Genomic DNA, 20,968 nt, shown 5'->3' on the forward strand with positions numbered 1-20,968 from the left:
GAACCATAAGCCGCCGTTACCGCAGCAACGGATATGTACTCGATCAACCAACCAACCAACCCAAAACCCAAGCCCAAATAAAAGGCCTCGAACTAGCGAGGCCTTTTATTTGGGCTTCAATCTCTTCAACTCTGTGGCCTCATCCCTTGGGACATCCCAAACATGAACAACAACAACTCATGATCAGGCTTGGCCGCGACACCGACCTTGGCGATCCGCGGCATCGGGCATTGCTGCCCGACACCCTGCACCGCACTGAGAACTTGTGTCCGGGGCTGCTCCCAGGCAGCCAGGGCCAGGGCAGCTATGCCCAACGCCCCCAACAGAAACAAACCTCGTGCAATTTCTAGCTTCATTACGTTAAACCCTTGATAGCGCTGCCAAACGCCGTCTCGTAAAAGTAGCTCAGTTTTTGCCAGTCCGTAGCATTCCACGACGAATGGCGGCGCAACTGCAACATGTCATGCCGGGCCGCCCGCAAAGCGGTCAAGCGCTGCCGGCACTTCTCGAAATCCAGCAACGCCACCTCAACCTTCGCCGCGTCACCCTCACCCGTCACCCGCACAAAGATATGCTTGATATACAGGCAACCATGCTGCCAACGCCCCTTGTGCATCCGCGCCAACGTACCAGCCAGTTCCTTGAGCAAACGCTCATGCACCAACTCGCCATACTGCTCACGACCACCGGCGGCGTACCAGTTTTCGATCTCGTCGAAACCGTCCAGCGACGCCGTCACCAACAACGCCTTCCATTGGTGCTCAGGATCGCGACGGGCCTCGCAGAACACCAACTCCGGCACGCGTACATCCAGTAAACGCAGGCCCTTCAGGGCATCACGCTCACGCAACACAGTGGGGCGTCCAAAAGGATGGAGCCAACTGCGGTAGATATGGCCCGTCTGGCGCTTGCTATAGAGCAAACGCCCATGGGTGCCCGTTACCCGTTGCACACCACTTTCACCGCCACGACGACGATTGGGCTCTTCGACCCACTCGCCCTGCTGGCGCCAGAAATAATCAAATCGCTCCTCGGGAGCTACTTCACTACCTGGTAAACACTCGACAGCCATCCTGTTACCTCTTGCGCAATACATACACTCGCCACATGGCGTAGAGCGGTATGAAGTCCAGGGATTCCTGAACACGGAAACCGGCTTGCTCAAACTCTGCCTCAACAGTAGCAGCCGGTAACACGAACCGATTTTGGTAACCTTCCTGCTCACCTTTTTTGCGACGGCGCACTTCGGCACGCTTGCGTTTCCACGCCTTGAAGTTGCCGTCCACCCACAGCGAGATAATCACGCTGTCACGGGTAACACGCTGAAATTCGCGCAGTATTGCCAGCCTGTGCTCGGGGTCACCAATGTGGTGCATCAAGCGCATGCAGAAAATACTGTCGACCGCATTATCTGGCAAATCGATATCAAAGGCAGACGTTTGCAAGGGGCGTACCCGTTTCACCACATCCGCCGGTTGGGCGACGGTGGCAATCTTCAACATCGACGCGGAGTTGTCGGCGCCGATGATCACGCGGTTGGGCTTTTCTGCCAGCAACGGCCAGAAACGCCCGGCACCACATGGCAGGTCCAGCACCAGGCCAGGCTCACCGGCCATGGCCAGCGCACCACGGGCCAATTGCTCGTCGCGTTTGTGGGACAACCGGCGAGCCAGATTGTCCTGGTGTTTGAGTAAATAATTCTGCGCGTGCTGATCGTCGTACTTTTCGGAAAATTCGAGCTTGATCGGGGTAGGCATCACCGGGTCTCCAGTTACTGATGCCTACAACCTTAAAAAGAATCCTGTGATCAACAGGTCAACACGTTGTGAAAAACTTGTCCTGTCGAATCGTATACATTACAAAACTTTGCAGACACAAGTCGTGGCATGGTGCCATCTTCGGCGAAAATCAGGAAGTCTGCCGCAGCTTAGCGGCAGGGCAGGCATCAGGCTTTGACCTGACTCAATTCGACGTGAAAGCGGCAGCCGTTGGGCTCCATGGTGCTGAGGCTGACGCTCCAACCCTGGTTCTCGCAGATGCGCTGAACCAAGGACAAACCCAGGCCAAGGCCTTCACCGCGCTTTTCACTGCCACGCACAAACGGTTCGAACATCGCTTCGCGCTTGTCCTCGGGAATGCCCACGCCAGTGTCTTCCACCACAAAACCGCTCGGTTCCAGGGTAAGGCGGATCAAGCCATGCTCGGTGTAGTGCAGGGCATTACGCAACAGGTTGCCCATGACCGCGTGCAGGAAGGTCGCGTTGTAGCGGGTATCCAGTGGATTGCCCGGTTGATAGATCAGCTCAAGGCCTTTGCGCTCGATCGGCTCGCGCCAGATCCCCAGCAGGTCCTCGGCCACCTGGGCCAGGTTGGCCTGGGGCGACATGCCGGCCTCCTCGCGCTGGGCACGGGCCAGCATCAGGAAGGTCTGCACCAGTTCGCGCATTTCTTCACAGGCCCGCGCAATGCGCTCGACCTGCTTGCGGCCGCGCTGGTCAATCGCGGGGTTCTCCAGCAACAGTTCGCAGGAACTGGCGAGCACCATCAGCGGGGTGCGCAATTCGTGGCTCACGTCACTGGTAAACAGTTGCTCCCGGGACAATGCCTGGCGCAAACGGCCCAGGGTGGCATCGAAGGCCACAGCCAATTCGCCGACTTCATCCGCGGCGTAATCCGGCGCCAGCGGTGGTGCCAGGCCAAGTAACTGGTCGCGGTGCCGCACCTGGCGGGCCAGGCGTACCACCGGCGCCATTACCTTGCGCGCCAGTACCCAACCGAGAAATACCGCCAGCGCCAGGCTGAGTACAAACCCCACCAGCACGACAGCAAACAGCACGCGCTCGCGTTCTTCGAAATCGCTCTGGTCTTGCAGCAGGACATAACGGCGACCGTCAACGATTTCGACCATTGCGTGGTAGGAAAGCTGTTCGCGGAACACCTCGTGAAAACCGGCGTCGAGGTGGCGCAAGTCCTTGGGCAGTTCAAAATCGCCGGGGCCGCCGCTGAAGTAGAACAACTGGTCGGGCTCGGGGCGATGGCTCCAGTCCTCGACGCTGTCCATCAGCAGCAGCCGTTGCAAGTCACCGCCCAGGCCTGCCGATATGAGTTTTTCTTCCACCAGGTGCACCGTAGCGACGATACCCATGGCGAAGGCCCCCGCCACCAACGCGCTCATCAAGGCGAAGGCGATGATGATCCGTTGGGCAAGGCTTTGCTTAAACTCCATCACGACCCTCGGCCAGGCGATAACCCACACCGTGCACCGTTTGCAGCAACGGCTTGGCGAAGGGTTTATCAATCACCTGACGCAGTTGATGGACATGGCTGCGCAGGCTGTCGCTGTCCGGGCAGTCATCGCCCCACAGGGCTTCTTCGAGAATCTCACGGCGCAATACATGCGGGCTTTTCTGCATCAACACCGCCAGCAGCTTCAGGCCGACCGGGTTGAGCTTGAGCAGGCGCCCTTCGCGGGTGACTTCCAGGGTATCGAGGTCGTAGTTCAGGTCACCCACCTGCAAGGCACGGCGCCCGCCGCCCTGGGCACGACGCAGCACTGCTTCGATACGCGCGGCCAGCTCCGACAGCGCAAACGGCTTGAGCAGGTAGTCATCGGCGCCGGACTTGAAGCCCTGCAGCCGGTCATCCAGCTGGTCGCGGGCGGTGAGCATGATCACCGGCGTGTCCCGGCGCGCGTCTTCACGCAGGCGTTTGCACAGGGTGTAGCCATCAATGCCAGGCAGCATGATGTCGAGCACGATCAGGTCGTAATGTTCGGTGGCAGCCAGGTGCAGGCCCGACAAACCGTCCTGCGCACAGTCTACGGTGTAGCCCTTCAGCCCCAGGTAATCGGCCAGGTTGGCCAGAATATCGCGGTTGTCTTCAACCAATAAAATTCGCATGGGCAGTGTCTCCGTACGCGGTAACGGCCGTGTTGGCTCGCGCAGCTTAAGGCCAAGTATGGCTCACGGCTAGGCCTGAAGGCCGCGCCGATTACTGTTTTCAACCGATTGCGAGACTTAACGAGTTTTTCACTATAGGTTCACAACCTGACTACAGTGTCAGCGCGAAGATCGCGCCCATCGAAAATAAGGAACATTGACATGGGTTTTCCCAAAACAGCGCCAATGCGCTATTTGCTGTTGGTAACCGGTGCCTGGCTGGTGGTTTTTCTACTGACCCGCAGCGTGCTGCTGGTAACCCATCTGGATGAAGTGAGCGGTAACCTGCTGCCGGTATTCGGCGTGGGCCTGCTCTATGACCTCGGCTTCCTCGCCTATGCCGCCCTGCCCCTGGGCCTGTATTTGCTGCTGTGCCCGCCAGGCTTGTGGCGCCGTCGCGGCCATCGCTGGTTCCTGCAGGCGGTACTCACCGTCAGCCTGTTCGCCATGCTTTTCACCAGCGTGGCCGAATGGCTGTTCTGGGACGAGTTCGGCGTGCGCTTCAACTTCATTGCCGTGGATTACCTGGTCTACTCCAAGGAAGTGCTGAACAACCTGCTGGAGTCGTACCCGATCGGCAAGCTGCTGAGCCTGCTGGCCGTGATGGCGATCGTCTTGAGCGTGGTCTTGCGTAAACCGTTCAACGCGGCCATGGACGCGCCGTTGCCTGCGATGCGCAAGCGTCTGCTCAGTGCCCTTGGCCTGTTGCTGGTGGCCGGCCTGAGCCTGCAACTGATCAACCAGGACAGCCCGCGCAGCCAGGGCGGCAACGCCTACAACAACGAACTGGCCAGCAACGGCCCCTATCAGTTCTTCGCCGCCTTCCGTAACAACGAACTGGACTACACCCAGTTCTACAAGAGCCTGCCGGCGGATGTAGTCGCCAAGCAGTTGCGCGCCGAACTCAGCGAGCCCAACGCACGGTTTATCGGCACGGATCCGCTGGATATCCGTCGCGCCATTACCAACCCGGGCACGCTGCGCAAACCCAACATCGTGCTGGTGACCATCGAAAGCTTCAGTGCCAAGTACATGGGCAGCAACGGCGACCCGAATAACCTCACGCCCAACCTCGATGCGCTGCGCAAACAGAGCCTGTACTTCAATAACTTCTACGCCACCGGCACTCGCACCGACCGCGGCCTGGAAGCCATCACCCTGGCCATCCCGCCGACGCCCGGGCGTTCCATCGTCAAGCGCATCGGCCGGGAAAGCGGTTTCGGCAGCCTCGGCCAGCAGCTCAACGCCATCGGCTACGACAGCGTGTTTGTCTACGGCGGCCGGGGCTACTTCGACAACATGAACGCGTTTTTCAGCGGCAACGGTTACCGCGTGGTCGACCAGAGCAGCGTGCCCGAATCCGAAATCAGCTTTAAAAACGCCTGGGGCATGGCCGACGAAGACCTCTATAAACAGACGCTGAAACTGGCGGACGCCGACTACGCCAAGCAGCAACCATTCCTGCTGCAACTGATGACCACCTCCAACCACCGTCCGTATACCTATCCGGCTGGCCGCATTGATATCAAATCCGGTGACGGTCGCGACGGCGCGGTGAAGTACACCGACCATGCCATCGGCCAGTTCCTGGAGGCGGCGCGCCAGAAACCCTGGTTCGACAACACGATCTTTATTTTCGTCGCCGACCACACGGCGGGCAGCGCCGGCAAGGAAGACCTGCCGATGGTCAATTACCAGATCCCGCTGTTCATCTACGCACCCAAGCTGGTAGACGCCGGCGAGAACGCGAAGCTGGCCAGCCAGATCGACCTCGCCCCGACCCTGCTGGGCTTGCTGAACCTGAGCTACGAGTCGACGTTTTTTGGCCGCAACCTGCTGCAGGACAACCCGCTGCCGCCACGGGTAGTGGTCGGCAATTACCAGTACCTGGGGTTGTTCGACGGCAAGGACCTGGCGATTCTCAGCCCGCGCCAAGGCTTGCGTCGGCATGACCAGGCCCTGGGCGACAGCCACGAAATCCGCGTTGGCAGCGATGACCCGTTGATCCAGCGGGCCATCACCTACTACCAGGGTGCCAGTTATGGCTACAAGCAACAGTTGCTGAGCTGGAGGGTGCCCAAGGACGAGGTTCCCCAAGTGAGTACACGCTAACCAAAATGCCCCGGCCAGGTCTGACCGGGGCTTTTTTTAGAGTCTGAGTTCGCCATGCACGCAATCGCTGTTCGTCCGTTATCCCTACCCCTCAACTTCTGGCTGTGCCTCGGTGTGCCTGCCGTTCTGGCGGTGGCCATGTTGCTGCTGGAGCTGACGTCGCTGGACATGGACATCGCCAGGCTGTTTTACGACGCGTCCGAAGGCGGCTTCGTGGGCCGGCACAGTTTTTTTCTGGAGGACATTCTTCACGATCGCGCCAAGCAGATGGTGATCGTGTTTTCGGTGCTGGCAATCGCCGGGTTTGCCGGGGCCTTTGTCTTTGAGCGACTCAAACCCTATCGCCGAGAACTGGGCTGCCTGGTGCTGTCGCTGGCACTGGCCACCTCGTTCGTTTCACCGTTGAAGACGGTGACCGGGGTGCAATGCCCGTGGAGCGTCAAGGAGTTTGGCGGCCAGGAGACGTACAGCGAACTGCTGAGCCCCAGGCCGCCGACCGACAAGCCTGGCCGTTGCTGGCCGGGCGGACATGCGGCGACCGGGTTTGCGCTGTTTGCGTTGTTTTTTGCCCTGAGGGATCGCCGACCGCGGATGGCGCGCTCGGCGTTCATGTTTGCGCTGGGCCTGGGCACGGTGCTTTCGGTGAGCCGCACGATGCAAGGGGCGCACTTTCTTTCCCACAACGTGTGGACGGCAATTTTCAGCTGGCTGATTTGTTTGGGCGCCTATTACTTCCTGCTGTACCGGCCGGTGAAAACACCGCAGCCCGCCTTCCGCAAGCAGCCCGTGACGCCGTGATGAACAGCCCTTGCCTAGCCGGGGGCAAGGGCGCAACACTCTGCGCACTTTTTGGCAACGATCCTGCTGAGCCATGTCCGATACCCTGTTGCTGATCGAAGACGACCTGCCCCTGGCGGCACTGACGGCCGAGTTCCTGCGCGCCGAAGGCTTTACCGTCGCAGTGGAACACCGTGGCGACCACGCCGCCCAGCGTATCCAGGATGAACAACCGGCACTGTTGATCCTCGATGTGATGCTGCCGGGCATCGACGGTTTTACCCTGTGCCGACAGATTCGCGACCACTACCCTGGGCTGATCCTGATGATGACGGCCCTGGACGAGAACGCCGAACAATTGGTGGGGTTTGCCGCCGGGGCCGACGACTACGTGGTCAAGCCAATCGACCCGCAACTGTTACTGGCAAGGATCCGCTCGCTGCTGCGCCGCCATCCCCAGGCACCTCGCAGCTACTATCAGTGGGGCGCTTTTCGGCTGGACCTGAACAACCACTTCGCCTGGCTTGGCGAGGCGCCCTTGCAGTTTTCGGTGGCCGAATTCGAGTTACTCGCCATCTTTGCCCGCCATTGCGGCGTATTGCTCACGCGGGAAAAGCTGCTCCAGCGCCTGCGCGGCCTGGAGTACGACGGGCTGAACCGATCGATTGATATGCGGGTGTCGCGCTTGCGCAAGAAACTCATGAGCCTTGAGTGCCCCGTGACCATCCAGACCATCACGGCGCAGGGATACCTGTTCGTCGAAATCCCGAGCGGGAGTCAACATGCTGTCTAAAGTGCGCCCCTGGATGGCAATCGCGGCCGGCACCAGTTGGGCCGCCCTCACCCTTTACCTGTTGTGGCTGTGCACCAACGCTGCGGTGTTTATCGGCGACTACAGCTTTCTGCGCCTGATGGCCGGGCCGGGTTATCTGGTTGCCGAGCAACTCAAGACCCTGCCCCCCGAACAATGGGAGGCGCGTGTCGAGTCGCTGCAAGCACGCTTTCAGTACCCGGTGAGCGTGGTGAAAAAGGACGATATCGAGCTGCCACCCGAAGCCATTGTGATGCTCGACCACCATCAGCCGGCGCAGAACAGTGATGAGGACGTCACCTACTTCCCGCTGGACGATGACACGGTGATTCAATTCGGCCCCTTGTGGGGAACCGCCGAAGTGAAGGACTTGCTGCAATATCCGGTGTACTGGGTGACCGCCTGTGTCGCCGGCCTGCCGGTACTGCTGTTTCTCTGGATTGCCCTGCGTGCCCGGCGCAAATACACCCATGACCTCGATGCCCTTAATGCCTGCATTGCTACCCTCGCCCGCTCGCCCAACACGCTGCTGCCCGCGATGAGCCAGGAGTGGGCGCCGCTGCTGCTGACCTTGCAACGGCACGCGCTGGATATCAGCTCGATGGGCGAACGCCACCGGGAGGTTTCCCAGGCGGTGTCCCACGAACTGCGCACACCCCTGGCGCGGATGCGTTTTGCCCTGGCACTACTGAGTAAAAGCGCCGACCCCGACACCCGCACCCGCCTGCAAGAGCGCCTGCACACCGATATCGAAGAACTGGAGTCGCTGGTTCGCGCCAGCCTCGCCTTTGCCCGGCTGGCCGATGCACCCAGCGACCTGCAGCATGAGCCAATCAATCTCCATGCCTGGCTGCAGCAGGAGTTTGCCCTGCTGGACGGGCACCATCGCTTGCTGACCCTGGACACCGACCCGGCCGACCTGGAACTGATCGGCGACCGCGCCCTGCTGCATCTGATCGTGCGCAACCTGTTAAGCAACGCCATTAACTACGCCCGCGAACGGGTGAATGTCAGCGCAGCGTGCCAGGGCCAGCACCTGGTGCTGCATGTGGATGATGACGGCCCGGGCGTGCTGCCGGAAAACCGCGAAAAGATCTTCGAACCCTTCGTGCGCCTGGCCATGGGCGGCGACGAGCCCAGCGGTTTTGGCCTCGGCCTGGCACTGGCCAAGCGCGCCACCCATTGGCACGGGGGTGAGCTGTCGATCACCCGCAGCCCGTTGGGCGGCGCACGCCTGACCCTGACCCTGGCACTGCGCCCGGCCTAGGCTGTTACAGCCTGTGACAGTGGAACATCCGCGCTGCCGCTAACCTCGCGACCTTGCCCTTTGGATCAGGTTGGAGAGTCAGCTCATGCGTCACCCTAGACGGCATCTGCCCACGCTGCTGTTATCACTGTGCATGGCCGCCGGTTCATGGTCAGGCGGCGTTGCGGCCCAGAATGTCCACGCGCCCTACTACCCCGGCACCATCCTGCCCAATCGCCAGCCCCAGGCGACCATGGATCAACAACTGGTCACGTTCTACAAGGACTGGAAGGCGGTTTACCTGTCGGGGGAATGCGGCAGCGGCCGGTATTTCATCAAGGTCAACGCCGACCACAAATCCGTGGGTGGTGGCGCCGCGCCCAACACCATCACCGTGTCCGAGGCCCATGGCTACGGCATGCTGCTCACTGTGATGATGGCCGACTACGATGACCAGGCCCAACGAACTTTCGACGGCATGGTGCGCTACTTCCAGGATCACCCGGCAGCGTCCGATCCCGGCCTGATGGCCTGGAACCAGATCGAGGGATGCGGTGACTCCACCGATCCTTTCCGTGGTGACGTCAGTGCCACCGATGGCGACCTGGACATCGCCTACGCCCTGCTGCTGGCCGATCAGAAATGGGGCAGCGAGGGCACCATTGACTATCGCAGCGAGGCCAACACGGTGATGGCGGCGATCATGAAACACGAGGTGCACCCCAGGACTCAGCACCTGATGCTCGGCGACTGGGCCGGTACCGACGGTGACGCAGAGCTTGAGTACACCACCCGCAGCTCGGACTTCATGCAGTCGCACCTCTACAGCTTTTTCGCCATGACCGGGGACAAGCGCTGGCAGGCGGTGCGCGACAAGACCTATTCGATCATCAGTGACTTTACCCAACGGTACAGCGCCAACAGCGGGCTGGTGCCGGACTTCATCAGCCACCTGGACACCTCGATCACCCCGGCGCGGCCCGATCTGGTGGAAGGCCCATACGACGGCAGCTATTCGTGGAACGCGGCCCGCTACCCGTGGCGCATCGGCCTGGATTACCTGATGTACGGTGACCCGCGTGCGCTGTACACCTTGACCACCTTCAACCGCTGGGCACGCGCCACCACCCACGATGAGCCGGGCAACTTCAACAGTGGTTACCGGATCGACGGCAGTTCAATCGAGGAAGCGCAGAATGAGCCAGCCTTTGTGGCGGCGCTCGGGGTCAGCGCAATGATCAGCCCCGACAATCAGCTGTGGCTCAATAACCTTTGGGACAACCTGCAACGCCGGTCCATCCGTGACCATGACTATTACGGCAATACCCTCAAACTGCTGGGCATGGTGGTCATGTCCGGCCATTGGGAGCGGTCCCAACCGGCGCCCCTCAAAAAAACCGCACACGTGCCTGTCCATCCGTCATCCGGCACTGCGGCACCGGGACCCGTGGCATCTTTGCCGCCCGCCTCGCACCTGATGCTGGCTCGCGGCTTCATGTTCAAGAAACTGCTGGGGCGTCGCGGCGTCAGCTGAGGCGTGCGCGTAAAGAGAGACGCGGAGCGTCCCTGGCGGCATTCCCACGCAGAGCGTGGGAACGATCAGCATAAAAAAACCCCGCCTGCATCGCTGCAGGCGGGGTTTTTCAGTATCGGGGTAAGGCTGGCTTACATCATGCCGCCCATGCCGCCCATACCGCCCATGTCTGGCATACCGCCGCCAGCTGGAGCATCTTCTTTGATCTCGGCGATCATTGCTTCAGTGGTGATCATCAGGCTGGCAATCGACGAAGCCGCTTGCAGAGCCGAACGAGTCACTTTAGCCGGGTCCAGGATGCCCATTTCGATCATGTCGCCGTATTCGCCGGTAGCAGCGTTGTAACCGAAGTTACCCGAACCCTGCTTGACCTTGTCGACCACTACGCTTGGCTCGTCGCCGGAGTTGGCAACGATCTGGCGCAGAGGTGCTTCAACAGCACGACGCAGCAGAGCGATACCGACGTCCTGGTCAGCGTTGTCGCCTTTGAGCTCGGAGATAGCCTGCAGAGCGCGAACCAGCGCCACGCCACCGCCAGGTACCACGCCTTCTTCAACGGCTGCACGGGTAGCGTGCAGGGCGTCTTCAACGCGGGCTTTCTTCTCTTTCATTTCAACTTCGGAACCCGCGCCAACCTTGATCACTGCAACGCCGCCGGACAGCTTGGCCAGACGCTCTTGCAGTTTTTCACGGTCGTAGTCGGAAGTGGTATCAGCCACTTGAGCGCGGATCTGGGTAACACGTGCCTGGATGTCAGCTTCAACACCGGCACCGTCGATCACGGTGGTGTTTTCCTTGGTCACGGTGACGCGCTTGGCATTACCCAGGTGTTCCAGGGTAGCGCTTTCCAGGCTCAGGCCGATCTCTTCGGAGATAACGGTACCGCCAGTCAGGACAGCGATGTCCTGCAGCATGGCCTTGCGACGATCGCCGAAACCAGGTGCCTTGACAGCAACCACTTTCACGATACCGCGCATGTTGTTCACAACCAGAGTCGCCAGGGCTTCGCCTTCAACGTCTTCGGAAACGATCAGCAGTGGGCGGCCGGCCTTGGCAACGGCTTCCAGAACTGGCAGCAGTTCACGGATGTTCGAGATCTTCTTGTCAACCAGCAGGATCAGCGGGCCGTCGAGCTCGGCGGTCATGGTGTCTGGCTTGTTGACGAAGTACGGGGACAGGTAGCCACGGTCGAACTGCATGCCTTCAACAACCGACAGTTCGTTTTCCAGGCCCGAGCCTTCTTCAACGGTGATCACGCCTTCTTTACCGACTTTTTCCATGGCTTCGGCAATGATGTCGCCGATGGAGCTGTCGGAGTTGGCCGAGATGGTGCCGACCTGAGCGATTGCCTTGGTGTCAGCGCATGGCTTGGACAGGGACTTCAGCTCTTTGACAATGGCGATGGTCGCCTTGTCGATGCCGCGTTTCAGGTCCATCGGGTTCATGCCGGCAGCGACGGCTTTCAGGCCTTCGTTGACGATCGACTGGGCCAGGACGGTCGCGGTGGTGGTGCCGTCGCCTGCGTCATCGTTGGCACGGGAGGCAACGTCTTTGACCAGCTGCGCGCCCATGTTTTCGAAGCGATCTTTCAGCTCGATTTCTTTGGCGACGGAAACGCCGTCCTTGGTGATGGTCGGAGCGCCGAAGCTCTTCTCGATGATCACGTTACGGCCTTTAGGGCCCAGGGTCGCTTTTACTGCGTCAGCCAGGACGTTCACACCGGCGAGCATTTTCTTACGGGCGGAATCGCCGAATTTAACTTCTTTAGCAGCCATGATCGATATTCCTTAAATACTTTGTAGTAACGGGAAGATGAGCGGGGAAATCAGCCTTCCAGAACAGCGAGAATCTCGTTCTCAGCCATTACCAGCAGGTCTTCGCCGTCGATTTTCACAGTGTTGCTGCCGGAGTAAGGGCCGAAAACAACCTTGTCACCCACTTTCACAGCCAGCGCACGCACTTCACCGTTTTCCAGGGTCTTGCCTGGGCCAGCAGCGAGAATCACACCGTGGTTGGCTTTCTCAGCAGCCGAACCCGGCAGCACGATACCGCCAGCGGTTTTCTTTTCTTCTTCACTGCGACGGATGACGACGCGGTCATGCAGAGGACGAAGCTTGCTCATTGTCGATCTCTCCTAATTGTGTTTTTCATCGGCCGGTGTCAATTCCGGCTAGTTAAATTCCGGCGGTGCCGGTCGCGGTTCGCGGTGCGAAACGCGGAAGTCTGTCTGGTGTCGCCACCAGAAACCTTGCGGTGACCGTTACATAAGGGCGCATAAGCTTATTACAAGGGTACCGAGATGAAAATTTTTGTGTCGGGGGGCGTCTTCAAAAGCCGCACGGCACCCGCGGGTGCCGTGCCAGTGAGGGGATTACTTGGGGTCGCGGTGTTCGAACTCGCCTTCGATCACGTCACCCTCACGCCCCAGGGGCTGGCGCGGGGCCGGGCCGCCACGGGGTTGCAGGTCGTCGGCAAAGGCGCGCTGGCGAATGGCAGCCTCTTCGGCACGCTGGCGCATCTTGCCCGCCAGCACTTTGCGGGTGAACGGCAGCAACATCACCAGGCCAACCACATCGCTGATAAAGCCCGGCAGGATCAGCAGGCCACCGGCCAATGCCATCATCAGGCCTTCGAGCATGGTCTGGGCTGGCAGCTCGCCGCGATTCAGGCTTTCACGGGCACGCAGCGCCGTGGCCAGGCCGGCGACGCGCAGCACCAGTACGCCGAGCATCGAGCCGAGAATGATCAGCAGCAGCGCCGGGAAAAACCCGATTGCCCCGCTGACTTGTACGAATACGAACAGCTCAAGCACCGGAAACAACAAAAAGAGCAACAAAAAAGGGCGCATCAAATGGTTCCTCAACGCAAGAATGCCTTGCTACTCCACCTTAGATGACGTCGCCGTTTCGTGAATTCAAGCTTCAGCGGCTGCTTTTTTCGGCCAGACCTCGGCGTGAGCCAGGAAAACCAAGGCTTCGCGTACTTGTGTCGGCGTGTTGCAAGGCTCGGCAAAGGGCAGCCAGTAGAGGGCCTGGCCAATGCGCAAGTGCATGCCTTCGCTGTCGATACCGGCCAGTTGCGCAGGCTCGGAGGTCGGCAGGCCGGCCAGTTCGACATAGTGGGCAATCGCCTTGGTGTGGTCGCTGTTCATGTGCTCGACCATGCTCAGTTCGGCCTTGCCGGCAAACGGATTGGCCAGGGTCAGTTGGTCGACCCAGTGGATCGCGCCGAATCCGCCGATATAACGATGGCGCACCGGCTTGAGCACCCAGAAGTCAAAATCATGGGCCTTATGGTAGTTCGCCGAGTCCGGGAAATAGCGGTAATAACGCTCGGCGGCGGCTTCAATCGCAGCGCCGTCTTCGAGCTTTTCGGCCTCGGCGAGGTAGGTCAGGCGCCCTACCGCTTGCACGTCGTCGGCCTCACGCTCACCGACCAGCAACGAGCACTTGGGGTCTTTCTGCAGGTTATGGGTGTGCTGGGCGATACGGCTGATCAGGATCAGCGGCCGGCCCTCGGCGTCCAGGCAATACGGCACCACCGAGCCAAACGGGAAACCGGGCATGGCCTTGGACAAGGTGGCGAGTGCCCCACGGTATTCCTTGAGCAGTAGTTCTCGGGCATTCTTGGCAACGTGCGCGCTCAACTTATGACTCCTTCGATAAATTTCGTCAAAAAACAAACTTGGATAGCCGCTTAATTCTGCCCACAGGACTTGCGAATGCATCTCAACGACAAAGTAATCATTATCACCGGCGGTTGCCAGGGTTTGGGCCGCTCCATGGCCGAGTATTTTGCCGCCAAAGGTGCCAACCTGGCGCTGGTGGACCTCAATCAGGAAAAACTCGACCAGGCGGTGGCCGCCTGCCAGGCCCATGGAGTGAAGGCCCGCGCCTATCTGTGCAACGTGGCGAATGAAGAGCAGGTGACCCACACCGTGGCACAGATCGCCGAAGACTTCGGTGCGATCAACGGCTTGATCAACAACGCCGGGATCTTGCGTGATGGCTTGCTGCTCAAGGTCAAGGACGGCGAGATGACCAAGATGAGCCTGGCCCAGTGGCAGGCGGTGATCGATGTCAACCTTACCGGGGTGTTCCTGTGCACCCGTGAGGTGGCGGCAAAAATGGTGGAGCTGAAGAACCAGGGCACCATTATCAATATCTCGTCGATCTCGCGGGCCGGCAATGTCGGGCAGACCAACTACTCCGCCGCCAAGGCCGGTGTAGCGGCCGCCACTGTGACCTGGGCCAAGGAGCTGGCGCGCTACGGCATCCGCGTGGCGGGCATCGCACCGGGGTTTATCGAGACCGAGATGACGCTGGGCATGAAGCCCGAGGCCTTGGAGAAGATGACCGCCGGCATTCCCCTCAAGCGCATGGGGCGGCCTGAGGAGATTGCCCATTCAGCGGCGTATATCTTCGAGAACGACTACTACACCGGGCGGATTCTGGAAATGGACGGCGGGTTACGCCTTTAATTACCAGGCGGCTCGTTACCAGGCGACGCCGAACCCTGCGGTGTAGCGGGTCTTGCTCAACGCGCTTTCCGAGTCGCCACTAATAATGTCGCGCTCGGCCTTGAGGTTGAGGGAGGCCCACTCGGTGACTTTGTAGCGCAAGCCCATTTCCGCATCCAGGGAGTACTCGGACGGCCCGGCCAGCGGCTTGCCCACTTCGCCATTGGTGAAGAATTCAACGGTCTTGCCCACCAGGTAGCGGTTGTAGTTCCACTTCATGGCCAGCGAATAGAAGTTGTCCTTGCCGCCGTCCTGGTATTCATAGTCGGTGCGGTTGACCAGCGAACCGAGGGAGAACGCGCCCAGTTCGTCATCCCAGAATTGGTAGCCCGGGCCGGTACCCACGGTGCGCTGGCGGGACAGGTCCTCGACCTTGTCGCGCTTGTAGGTCAAGCGGCCCTGCCAGAACCAGTGTTCGGTAATAAACCGGTCCAGGTCGTACTCCAGCGCCCAGTTGTCGGTGGTGGTCACGTCGTCCTGGAATTCGCGGTTGTACTCGCCCTCGGCGGTATGGCGCCACTGGCCATGGCGGGCAGTGGTCTTGAAGTCGATGTCGTAGTCGTTGGTGTCTTTTTCCGCGCGCTTGTAGTCCAGCGCCATATCGACATTGCCCTTCCACACCAGGTCCTCGATCACCGGCTTGGGCTTGATGATCTGCTGGATGCTCGCCAGCTCGACGGTCTTGGGCGCCTCGCCGTTGGCCAGGATGACCTTGCCATCGTCGGCCGGCTGCAGGGACTTGGCCTTCTCACCGCTGTAGGCATCCTGCTTGACCAGCAATTCCTGATCGCTCTCCAGGGTCTTGACCTGCTTCCAGTCCACCGGGATCGCGCCGGCATAGTCGGTCTGGATCAGCAGCTTGCCACCGTCGAAAACCTTGATCTTGCCGGTCAGGCGGTCACCGTTCTTCAACCAGACGGTGTCGGCGAGCAACGGGGTGGAGGCGCTGAAGACAGCGAGGCACAGCAGGGTTCTGGACAACATAAGCGGATATGGGGCTCGAGTTTGACGAAAAAACGGGCATTATCGGGGTGGATAACTTCTTAGCAAGGACTGACTCGGGTATTCGTATCGAGTTCCGCTCTCAGCCCCCCATTTTGCAGAAATTTCTTACAAATAGACGGATATTTTCATCGGATATGCCACCGTGAACGAACTGACCGACGCTCCGCAAAGCCCCGCTGAAATGCGCCGCACCGTGCTGTACCTGACCCTCGCCCAAGTGCCCGAAGGCTGCGTGATCAGCTACGGGGAGCTGGCACACCTCGCCGGTTTGGGTCGCGCCGCACGTTGGGTGGGTCGCACCCTGAGCCAACTGCCCGAGGACACCAAACTGCCCTGGCATCGCGTGCTGGGTGCCGGTGGTCGGATAAGTCTGCCGGTGGGCAGTGCCTCGGGTGACGAGCAACGTGCGCGTTTGCGCGGCGAAGGCGTCAGCATCCTGAACAATCGTGTTGATATTCAGCGTCATGGCTGGCGCCCGGTAGAGCACAGCGGTTAGAGTGCGCGCTTTATTTGCGTAATTCTGAGGCAGACTCCAGCCCATGCCCCGTAAAACCTGGCGCGCCGCGCTCGCCGCCTATGCCAGCCCCTCGACGTTAGTGCTGTTGCTGCTCGGCTTTGCTGCCGGCTTGCCTTACATGTTGGTGTTCTCGACGCTCTCGGTATGGTTGCGCGAGGCCGGCGTGGCCCGCGAAACCATCGGTTATGCGAGCCTGATCGGCCTGGCCTATGCCTTCAAGTGGGTCTGGTCGCCCCTGCTCGACCAATGGCGCCTGCCACTGCTCGGCAAGCTCGGACGTCGTCGCTCCTGGCTGGTACTGTCCCAGACGCTGGTGATCCTCGGATTGATCGGCATGGGTTTCTGTGATCCGCAAAAGCATCTGTCCTGGCTGATCGCCATCGCCGTGATCGTGGCCTTCGCTTCCGCCACGCAAGATATCGCCGTAGACGCCTACCGCCTGGAAATCGCCAGCGACAGCCAGCAGGCCGCGCTTGCCGCCAGCTATATGTCCGGTTATCGCGTGGCCGCGCTGCTTGCCACCGCAGGTGCGCTGTTTTTTGCCGAAGGCTTCGGTTCCACCGGGTTCAACTACAAGCATTCGGCATGGGCCGGTACGTACGTGCTGTTTGGTGCACTGATGGTGCCTGCGCTGCTGACCACGCTGTTCATGCGCGAACCCAATGTGCCGCTGCGTACCCAATTGCAGGCCGGGCGCTACAGCTTTGCTCACCAGCTGGTCTCGGTGTTCGTGTTGATCGTGCTGCTGGTGTCGGTGCCGGCGATGTTCACCCAGCTGTACAACACTGACTTCGCCAGCGTGCTGTTCCATGGGGTCAGCCTGCTGGACCTGCTGCTGGAAGATCGCGCGTTCCTGCGGGCCATCCTCTACATCATCCTGACCACGCTGTGCCTGTCGACCATGGGCCGCCGAGGCCTGGCGCCGGTGCTCACGCCGGTCAACGATTTTATCCTGCGCTACCGCTGGCAGGCCTTCCTGCTGTTGGGGCTGATTGCCACCTACCGCATGTCGGACACGGTAATGGGCGTAATGGCCAACGTGTTCTATATCGACCAGGGCTTTACCAAGGACCAGATCGCCGGTGTCAGCAAAGTCTTCGGCCTGATCATGACCCTGCTGGGTGCCGGCATGGGTGGCCTGTTGATCGTGCGCTTCGGGATTCTGCCGATCCTGTTCATCGGCGGCATTGCATCGGCCGGCACCAACCTGCTGTTCGTGATGCTCGCCGACATGGGCCCGGACCTGCAGATGCTGATTTTCACCATCTCCCTGGACAACTTCAGTTCCGGCATGGCGACCTCGGCGTTTGTCGCGTACCTGTCGAGCCTGACCAACCTGAAGTTCTCCGCCACCCAATACGCCCTGCTCAGCTCGATCATGCTGCTGCTGCCGCGCTTGATCGGCGGGTATTCGGGGGTGATGGTCGAGAAGTTCGGTTACCACAACTTCTTCATGATCACCTGCCTGCTGGGTGTGCCGACGTTGGTCCTGATCGCCTTGCACTGGTTTCAGGAAAGCCGGCGGATTCGCTTGAATCCTCCCGAGGAAAACGAATCACTGTAGGAGCTGGCTTGCCTGCGATTGCATCACCGCGGTGTAACTGACACACCGTGTTGCCTGCATCGCAGGCATGCCAGCTCCCACAGAAGCCCTGCTCCAGCAACCAGATGCCTGTACGTCGGCAGCAAGCGCCCGTACAATCCCAAGTCATTTCAAGTCCAAGCAACCGACAACGGCCTACCATGCGCACCAGTCAATATTTGCTCGCCACACAGAAAGAAACGCCTTCCGACGCGGTCGTGATCAGCCATCAGCTGATGCTGCGCGCCGGCATGATCCGCAAACTGGCCTCGGGCCTGTACACCTGGCTGCCCATGGGCTTGAAGGTGATGCGCAAGGTCGAAGCCATCGTTCGTGAAGAAATGAACGCTGCCGGCTCTCTGGAAGTGTTGATGCCGAGCACCCAACCGGCTGAGCTGTGGCAGGAATCCGGGCGCTGGGAAGAGTACGGCCCTGAATTGCTGCGCTTCAAGGATCGTCATGGTCGGGACTTCTGCGCCGGCCCGACCCACGAAGAAGTGATCACCGACCTGATGCGCAACGAGTTGAGCAGCTACAAGCAGCTGCCCCTCAACCTGTATCAGATCCAGACCAAGTTCCGTGACGAAATCCGCCCACGCTTCGGTTTGATGCGCGGCCGCGAATTCATCATGAAGGACGCCTATTCGTTCCACGCTGACCAGGCGTCCCTGCAGGTCACCTACGACCGCATGCACACCGCCTACTGCAATGTGTTCACGCGCCTGGGCCTGAAATTCCGCCCGGTTGAAGCGGACAACGGCTCCATCGGCGGTGCCGGCTCCCACGAGTTCCACGTGCTGGCCGAGTCCGGTGAAGACGACATCGTGTTCAGCAACGGTTCCGACTACGCGGCAAACATCGAGAAAGCCGAAGCCGTGCCACGGGAAACTTCCCGCCCTGCGCCAAGCGAAGAGCTGCGCCTGGTGGACACACCCGAGACCAAGACCATCGCGGCCCTGGTGGAGAAATTCAATCTGCCGATTGAAAAGACCATCAAGACCCTGATCGTGCGCGCCGAGGAAGAAGGCAAGCTGATCGCCCTGGTAATCCGTGGCGACCACGAGCTCAACGAAATCAAGGCCGCCCAGCAGCCAGGCGTTGCCAGCCCGCTGGTCATGGCCACCGACTCAGAACTGCGTGATGCCATTGGCGCCGGCGCTGGCTCCCTCGGCCCGCTGAACCTGCCACTGCCGATCATCATCGACCGTTCGGTAGAGCTGATGAGCGACTTCGGCATCGGTGCGAACATCGATGACAAGCACTACTTCGGCGTGAACTGGGAACGCGACCTGCCGGTTCCGACCGTGGCCGACCTGCGCAACGTGGTGGCCGGCGACCCAAGCCCGGACGGCAAGGGCACCCTGGAAATCAAGCGCGGCATCGAAGTCGGGCACATCTTCCAGCTGGGCAACAAGTACAGCAAGGCGATGAAGTGCGAAGTGCTGGGCGAGAACGGCAAGCCGATCACCCTGGAAATGGGCTGCTACGGCATTGGCGTATCCCGCGTGGTTGCGGCTGCCATCGAGCAGAACAACGACGAGAAAGGCATCATCTGGAGCGACGCCCTGGCGCCGTTCCAGGTTGCCCTGGTACCGCTGCGCTACGAAACCGAGCAAGTACGCGAAGCCACCGACAAACTGTATGCCGAACTGACGGCTGCCGGTTTTGAAGTGCTGCTGGATGATCGGGACAAGAAAACCAGCCCGGGCATCAAGTTCGCCGACATGGAATTGATTGGCATCCCGCACCGGATCGTGGTCAGTGACCGCGGCCTGGCCGATGGCAATCTGGAATACAAGAGCCGGACCGAAGCCGAGGCCCAACCGTTGCCGGTGGCTGACGTGCTGTCTTTCCTTCAGGCGCGTATTCGTCGCTGAAAACCAGATCAAGAGTCGTCATGTTCAAGCGAAACACCATAGCCCTGGGGGGCGCCACGTTATGTGGCGCCCTGCTGGTCAGCGGCTGCGCCAACCAAATGTCGCAACGCAGCGAGCACGAGGAACGCATCGAGCGCAAATTGCTCGATCACAGCCTGCAGATCGACGTGGGCGAGCCGAAGGTGCTGGAGCTGCCGCAACGCCGGGTGCGCATTCACGAGCAAAAGACCTTTGAGGTCACCGAGTTCGAAGTTACCCGTCGCTACGACCGCTACACGCCCTACCAGCCCTGGCGCAAACTCTATGAGATGCCCCTGGGCGCGGTCGCGCTCGTGGCGGGCGTCGGCGCCAACGTGGCGAATGTGTTTGCCCTGGGCAACCTGCCTGCCAGCATGACCCGGGATTGGCTCAGCTATGGCGTGGACGGGCTCAACCCGTTCATGAACGTGCAATCCAACGGCCGTGCGCAACAGAACCTGGCGGGTATCGATGAAGTCCAGCGCGACAAGCGCGTGGAGTATTCGAGCCTGCCCTGGAGCGAGCGCCCGGTACAGGTGACTGCCGGCAAGCAAACCCATGAGCTGACCACCGACCGCGATGGCGTGCTGCGCCTGAACCTGTTGGACAGCCCGTTTGCCGAGCAGGACCTGAACCGCATCAGCACCCTGAAGATCAGTGTTGAAGATGCCCAGGATGACGTGCACTCGGACTCATCCCTGGCCATCAGCGGCACCCTGCGGGGCAAATTGCTCGAAGCTCACGGTTTGATCTATGACGACCTGGAAGACGACGAGGTCAACGAGTGGGTGCACCGGGTCAAGCGCCTGTCGGAGCTGGGCCTGGAAGAAGAAGCCAGCGAGCTGGAACAGAGCCTGATCGAACTGACCCGCAATGATCCGGAGTTGCAGCAGGAATTCCTGCAGGCCTTGACCAAGGATGCCGGACGCCTGGTGGCGGATCCCGGAGCACGCTGAAGCCTTTAAATGTGGGAGCGGGCTTGCTCGCGAATGCGGCGTGTCAGCCAGCACATGCGTCAACTGACACACCGCA

At 60.4% G+C, this 20,968-nt stretch carries 20 protein-coding genes; 10 read left to right on the plus strand and 10 right to left on the minus strand.

Features of this window, described 5'->3' with window-relative positions:
• Nucleotides 1–125: 125 nt before the first annotated feature.
• The 5 genes from HX824_RS23645 to colR form a co-directional block, all read right to left on the minus strand.
• The gene (locus tag HX824_RS23645; protein WP_008433604.1) at nt 126–356 is read right to left on the minus strand and encodes a hypothetical protein; all 231 of its coding nucleotides are present in this window, start codon (nt 354–356) and stop codon (nt 126–128) included.
• Entirely contained in the window at nt 356–1,072 is a 717-nt protein-coding gene (locus HX824_RS23650; protein WP_008433603.1) for a lipopolysaccharide kinase InaA family protein, read from the minus strand. Before HX824_RS23650 ends, HX824_RS23645 begins: the two co-directional genes overlap by 1 nt.
• 4 nt (nt 1,073–1,076) lie before the next feature.
• Nucleotides 1,077–1,757, minus strand: coding sequence for a class I SAM-dependent methyltransferase (locus HX824_RS23655; protein WP_003208584.1), 681 nt, complete (start codon nt 1,755–1,757; stop codon nt 1,077–1,079).
• 188 nt (nt 1,758–1,945) lie between these two features.
• The gene (locus tag HX824_RS23660) at nt 1,946–3,226 is read right to left on the minus strand and encodes a HAMP domain-containing sensor histidine kinase (protein WP_008433601.1); all 1,281 of its coding nucleotides are present in this window, start codon (nt 3,224–3,226) and stop codon (nt 1,946–1,948) included.
• Nucleotides 3,216–3,899 (minus strand): two-component system response regulator ColR, encoded by a 684-nt coding sequence (gene colR / locus HX824_RS23665; protein ID WP_003208587.1) that lies wholly within the window; start codon nt 3,897–3,899, stop codon nt 3,216–3,218. Before colR ends, HX824_RS23660 begins: the two co-directional genes overlap by 11 nt.
• A gap of 201 nt (nt 3,900–4,100) precedes the next feature.
• Here colR and HX824_RS23670 point away from each other — a divergent pair, with 201 nt between their 5' ends.
• The 5 genes from HX824_RS23670 (at nt 4,101) to HX824_RS23690 (ending at nt 10,418) form a co-directional block, all read left to right on the plus strand.
• A complete protein-coding gene (locus tag HX824_RS23670; protein WP_003208588.1) occupies nt 4,101–6,050 on the plus strand; it encodes an LTA synthase family protein in 1,950 nt (649 codons plus the stop codon).
• 54 nt (nt 6,051–6,104) lie between these two features.
• The gene (locus HX824_RS23675) at nt 6,105–6,848 is read left to right on the plus strand and encodes a phosphatase PAP2 family protein (RefSeq protein ID WP_177055175.1); all 744 of its coding nucleotides are present in this window, start codon (nt 6,105–6,107) and stop codon (nt 6,846–6,848) included.
• 73 nt (nt 6,849–6,921) lie between these two features.
• Nucleotides 6,922–7,620: a response regulator transcription factor gene (locus HX824_RS23680; protein WP_177055177.1), complete on the plus strand. Its 699-nt coding sequence runs from the start codon at nt 6,922–6,924 to the stop codon at nt 7,618–7,620.
• A complete protein-coding gene (locus HX824_RS23685; protein WP_177055179.1) occupies nt 7,610–8,905 on the plus strand; it encodes an ATP-binding protein in 1,296 nt (431 codons plus the stop codon). Before HX824_RS23680 ends, HX824_RS23685 begins: the two co-directional genes overlap by 11 nt.
• Before the next feature lie 85 nt (nt 8,906–8,990).
• A complete protein-coding gene (locus HX824_RS23690; protein ID WP_177055181.1) occupies nt 8,991–10,418 on the plus strand; it encodes a glycosyl hydrolase family 8 in 1,428 nt (475 codons plus the stop codon).
• A 131-nt stretch (nt 10,419–10,549) separates the two neighbouring features.
• Here the strand turns inward: HX824_RS23690 and groL are convergent, their stop codons facing one another.
• From groL to HX824_RS23710, 4 genes are all read right to left on the minus strand, one after another.
• Nucleotides 10,550–12,193, minus strand: coding sequence for a chaperonin GroEL (gene groL, locus HX824_RS23695; protein ID WP_003208597.1), 1,644 nt, complete (start codon nt 12,191–12,193; stop codon nt 10,550–10,552).
• 50 nt (nt 12,194–12,243) lie between these two features.
• Complete coding sequence (gene groES / locus HX824_RS23700) at nt 12,244–12,540, minus strand: co-chaperone GroES (RefSeq protein WP_003208599.1); 297 nt, start codon at nt 12,538–12,540, stop codon at nt 12,244–12,246.
• 249 nt (nt 12,541–12,789) lie between these two features.
• Complete coding sequence (locus tag HX824_RS23705; protein WP_003208601.1) at nt 12,790–13,266, minus strand: FxsA family protein; 477 nt, start codon at nt 13,264–13,266, stop codon at nt 12,790–12,792.
• 66 nt (nt 13,267–13,332) lie between these two features.
• The gene (locus HX824_RS23710) at nt 13,333–14,064 is read right to left on the minus strand and encodes a HugZ family protein (RefSeq protein ID WP_003208603.1); all 732 of its coding nucleotides are present in this window, start codon (nt 14,062–14,064) and stop codon (nt 13,333–13,335) included.
• 75 nt (nt 14,065–14,139) lie between these two features.
• Here HX824_RS23710 and HX824_RS23715 point away from each other — a divergent pair, with 75 nt between their 5' ends.
• The gene (locus HX824_RS23715) at nt 14,140–14,898 is read left to right on the plus strand and encodes an SDR family oxidoreductase (protein ID WP_003208604.1); all 759 of its coding nucleotides are present in this window, start codon (nt 14,140–14,142) and stop codon (nt 14,896–14,898) included.
• Between the two features lie 15 nt (nt 14,899–14,913).
• On the opposite strand, the gene HX824_RS23720 is transcribed toward HX824_RS23715, so the two are convergent.
• Nucleotides 14,914–15,921 (minus strand): DUF481 domain-containing protein, encoded by a 1,008-nt coding sequence (locus HX824_RS23720; RefSeq protein ID WP_003208606.1) that lies wholly within the window; start codon nt 15,919–15,921, stop codon nt 14,914–14,916.
• Between the two features lie 202 nt (nt 15,922–16,123).
• On the opposite strand from HX824_RS23720, the gene HX824_RS23725 reads away from it, so the two are divergent.
• The 4 genes from HX824_RS23725 to HX824_RS23740 all read left to right on the plus strand — a co-directional run bounded on the left by HX824_RS23725 (nt 16,124) and on the right by HX824_RS23740 (nt 20,892).
• Nucleotides 16,124–16,438, plus strand: coding sequence for an MGMT family protein (locus HX824_RS23725; protein ID WP_218166212.1), 315 nt, complete (start codon nt 16,124–16,126; stop codon nt 16,436–16,438).
• Between the two features lie 43 nt (nt 16,439–16,481).
• Nucleotides 16,482–18,023: an AmpG family muropeptide MFS transporter gene (locus tag HX824_RS23730; protein ID WP_008433581.1), complete on the plus strand. Its 1,542-nt coding sequence runs from the start codon at nt 16,482–16,484 to the stop codon at nt 18,021–18,023.
• A gap of 179 nt (nt 18,024–18,202) precedes the next feature.
• A complete protein-coding gene (locus HX824_RS23735) occupies nt 18,203–19,918 on the plus strand; it encodes a proline--tRNA ligase (protein WP_003208614.1) in 1,716 nt (571 codons plus the stop codon).
• 20 nt (nt 19,919–19,938) lie between these two features.
• Entirely contained in the window at nt 19,939–20,892 is a 954-nt protein-coding gene (locus tag HX824_RS23740) for a hypothetical protein (RefSeq protein ID WP_003208616.1), read from the plus strand.
• Nucleotides 20,893–20,968: the final 76 nt, after the last annotated feature.

Origin of the sequence: Pseudomonas sp. D4002 (assembly GCF_013385665.1) — a bacterium.
In the GTDB taxonomy this organism is placed as follows: Bacteria; Pseudomonadota; Gammaproteobacteria; order Pseudomonadales; family Pseudomonadaceae; genus Aquipseudomonas.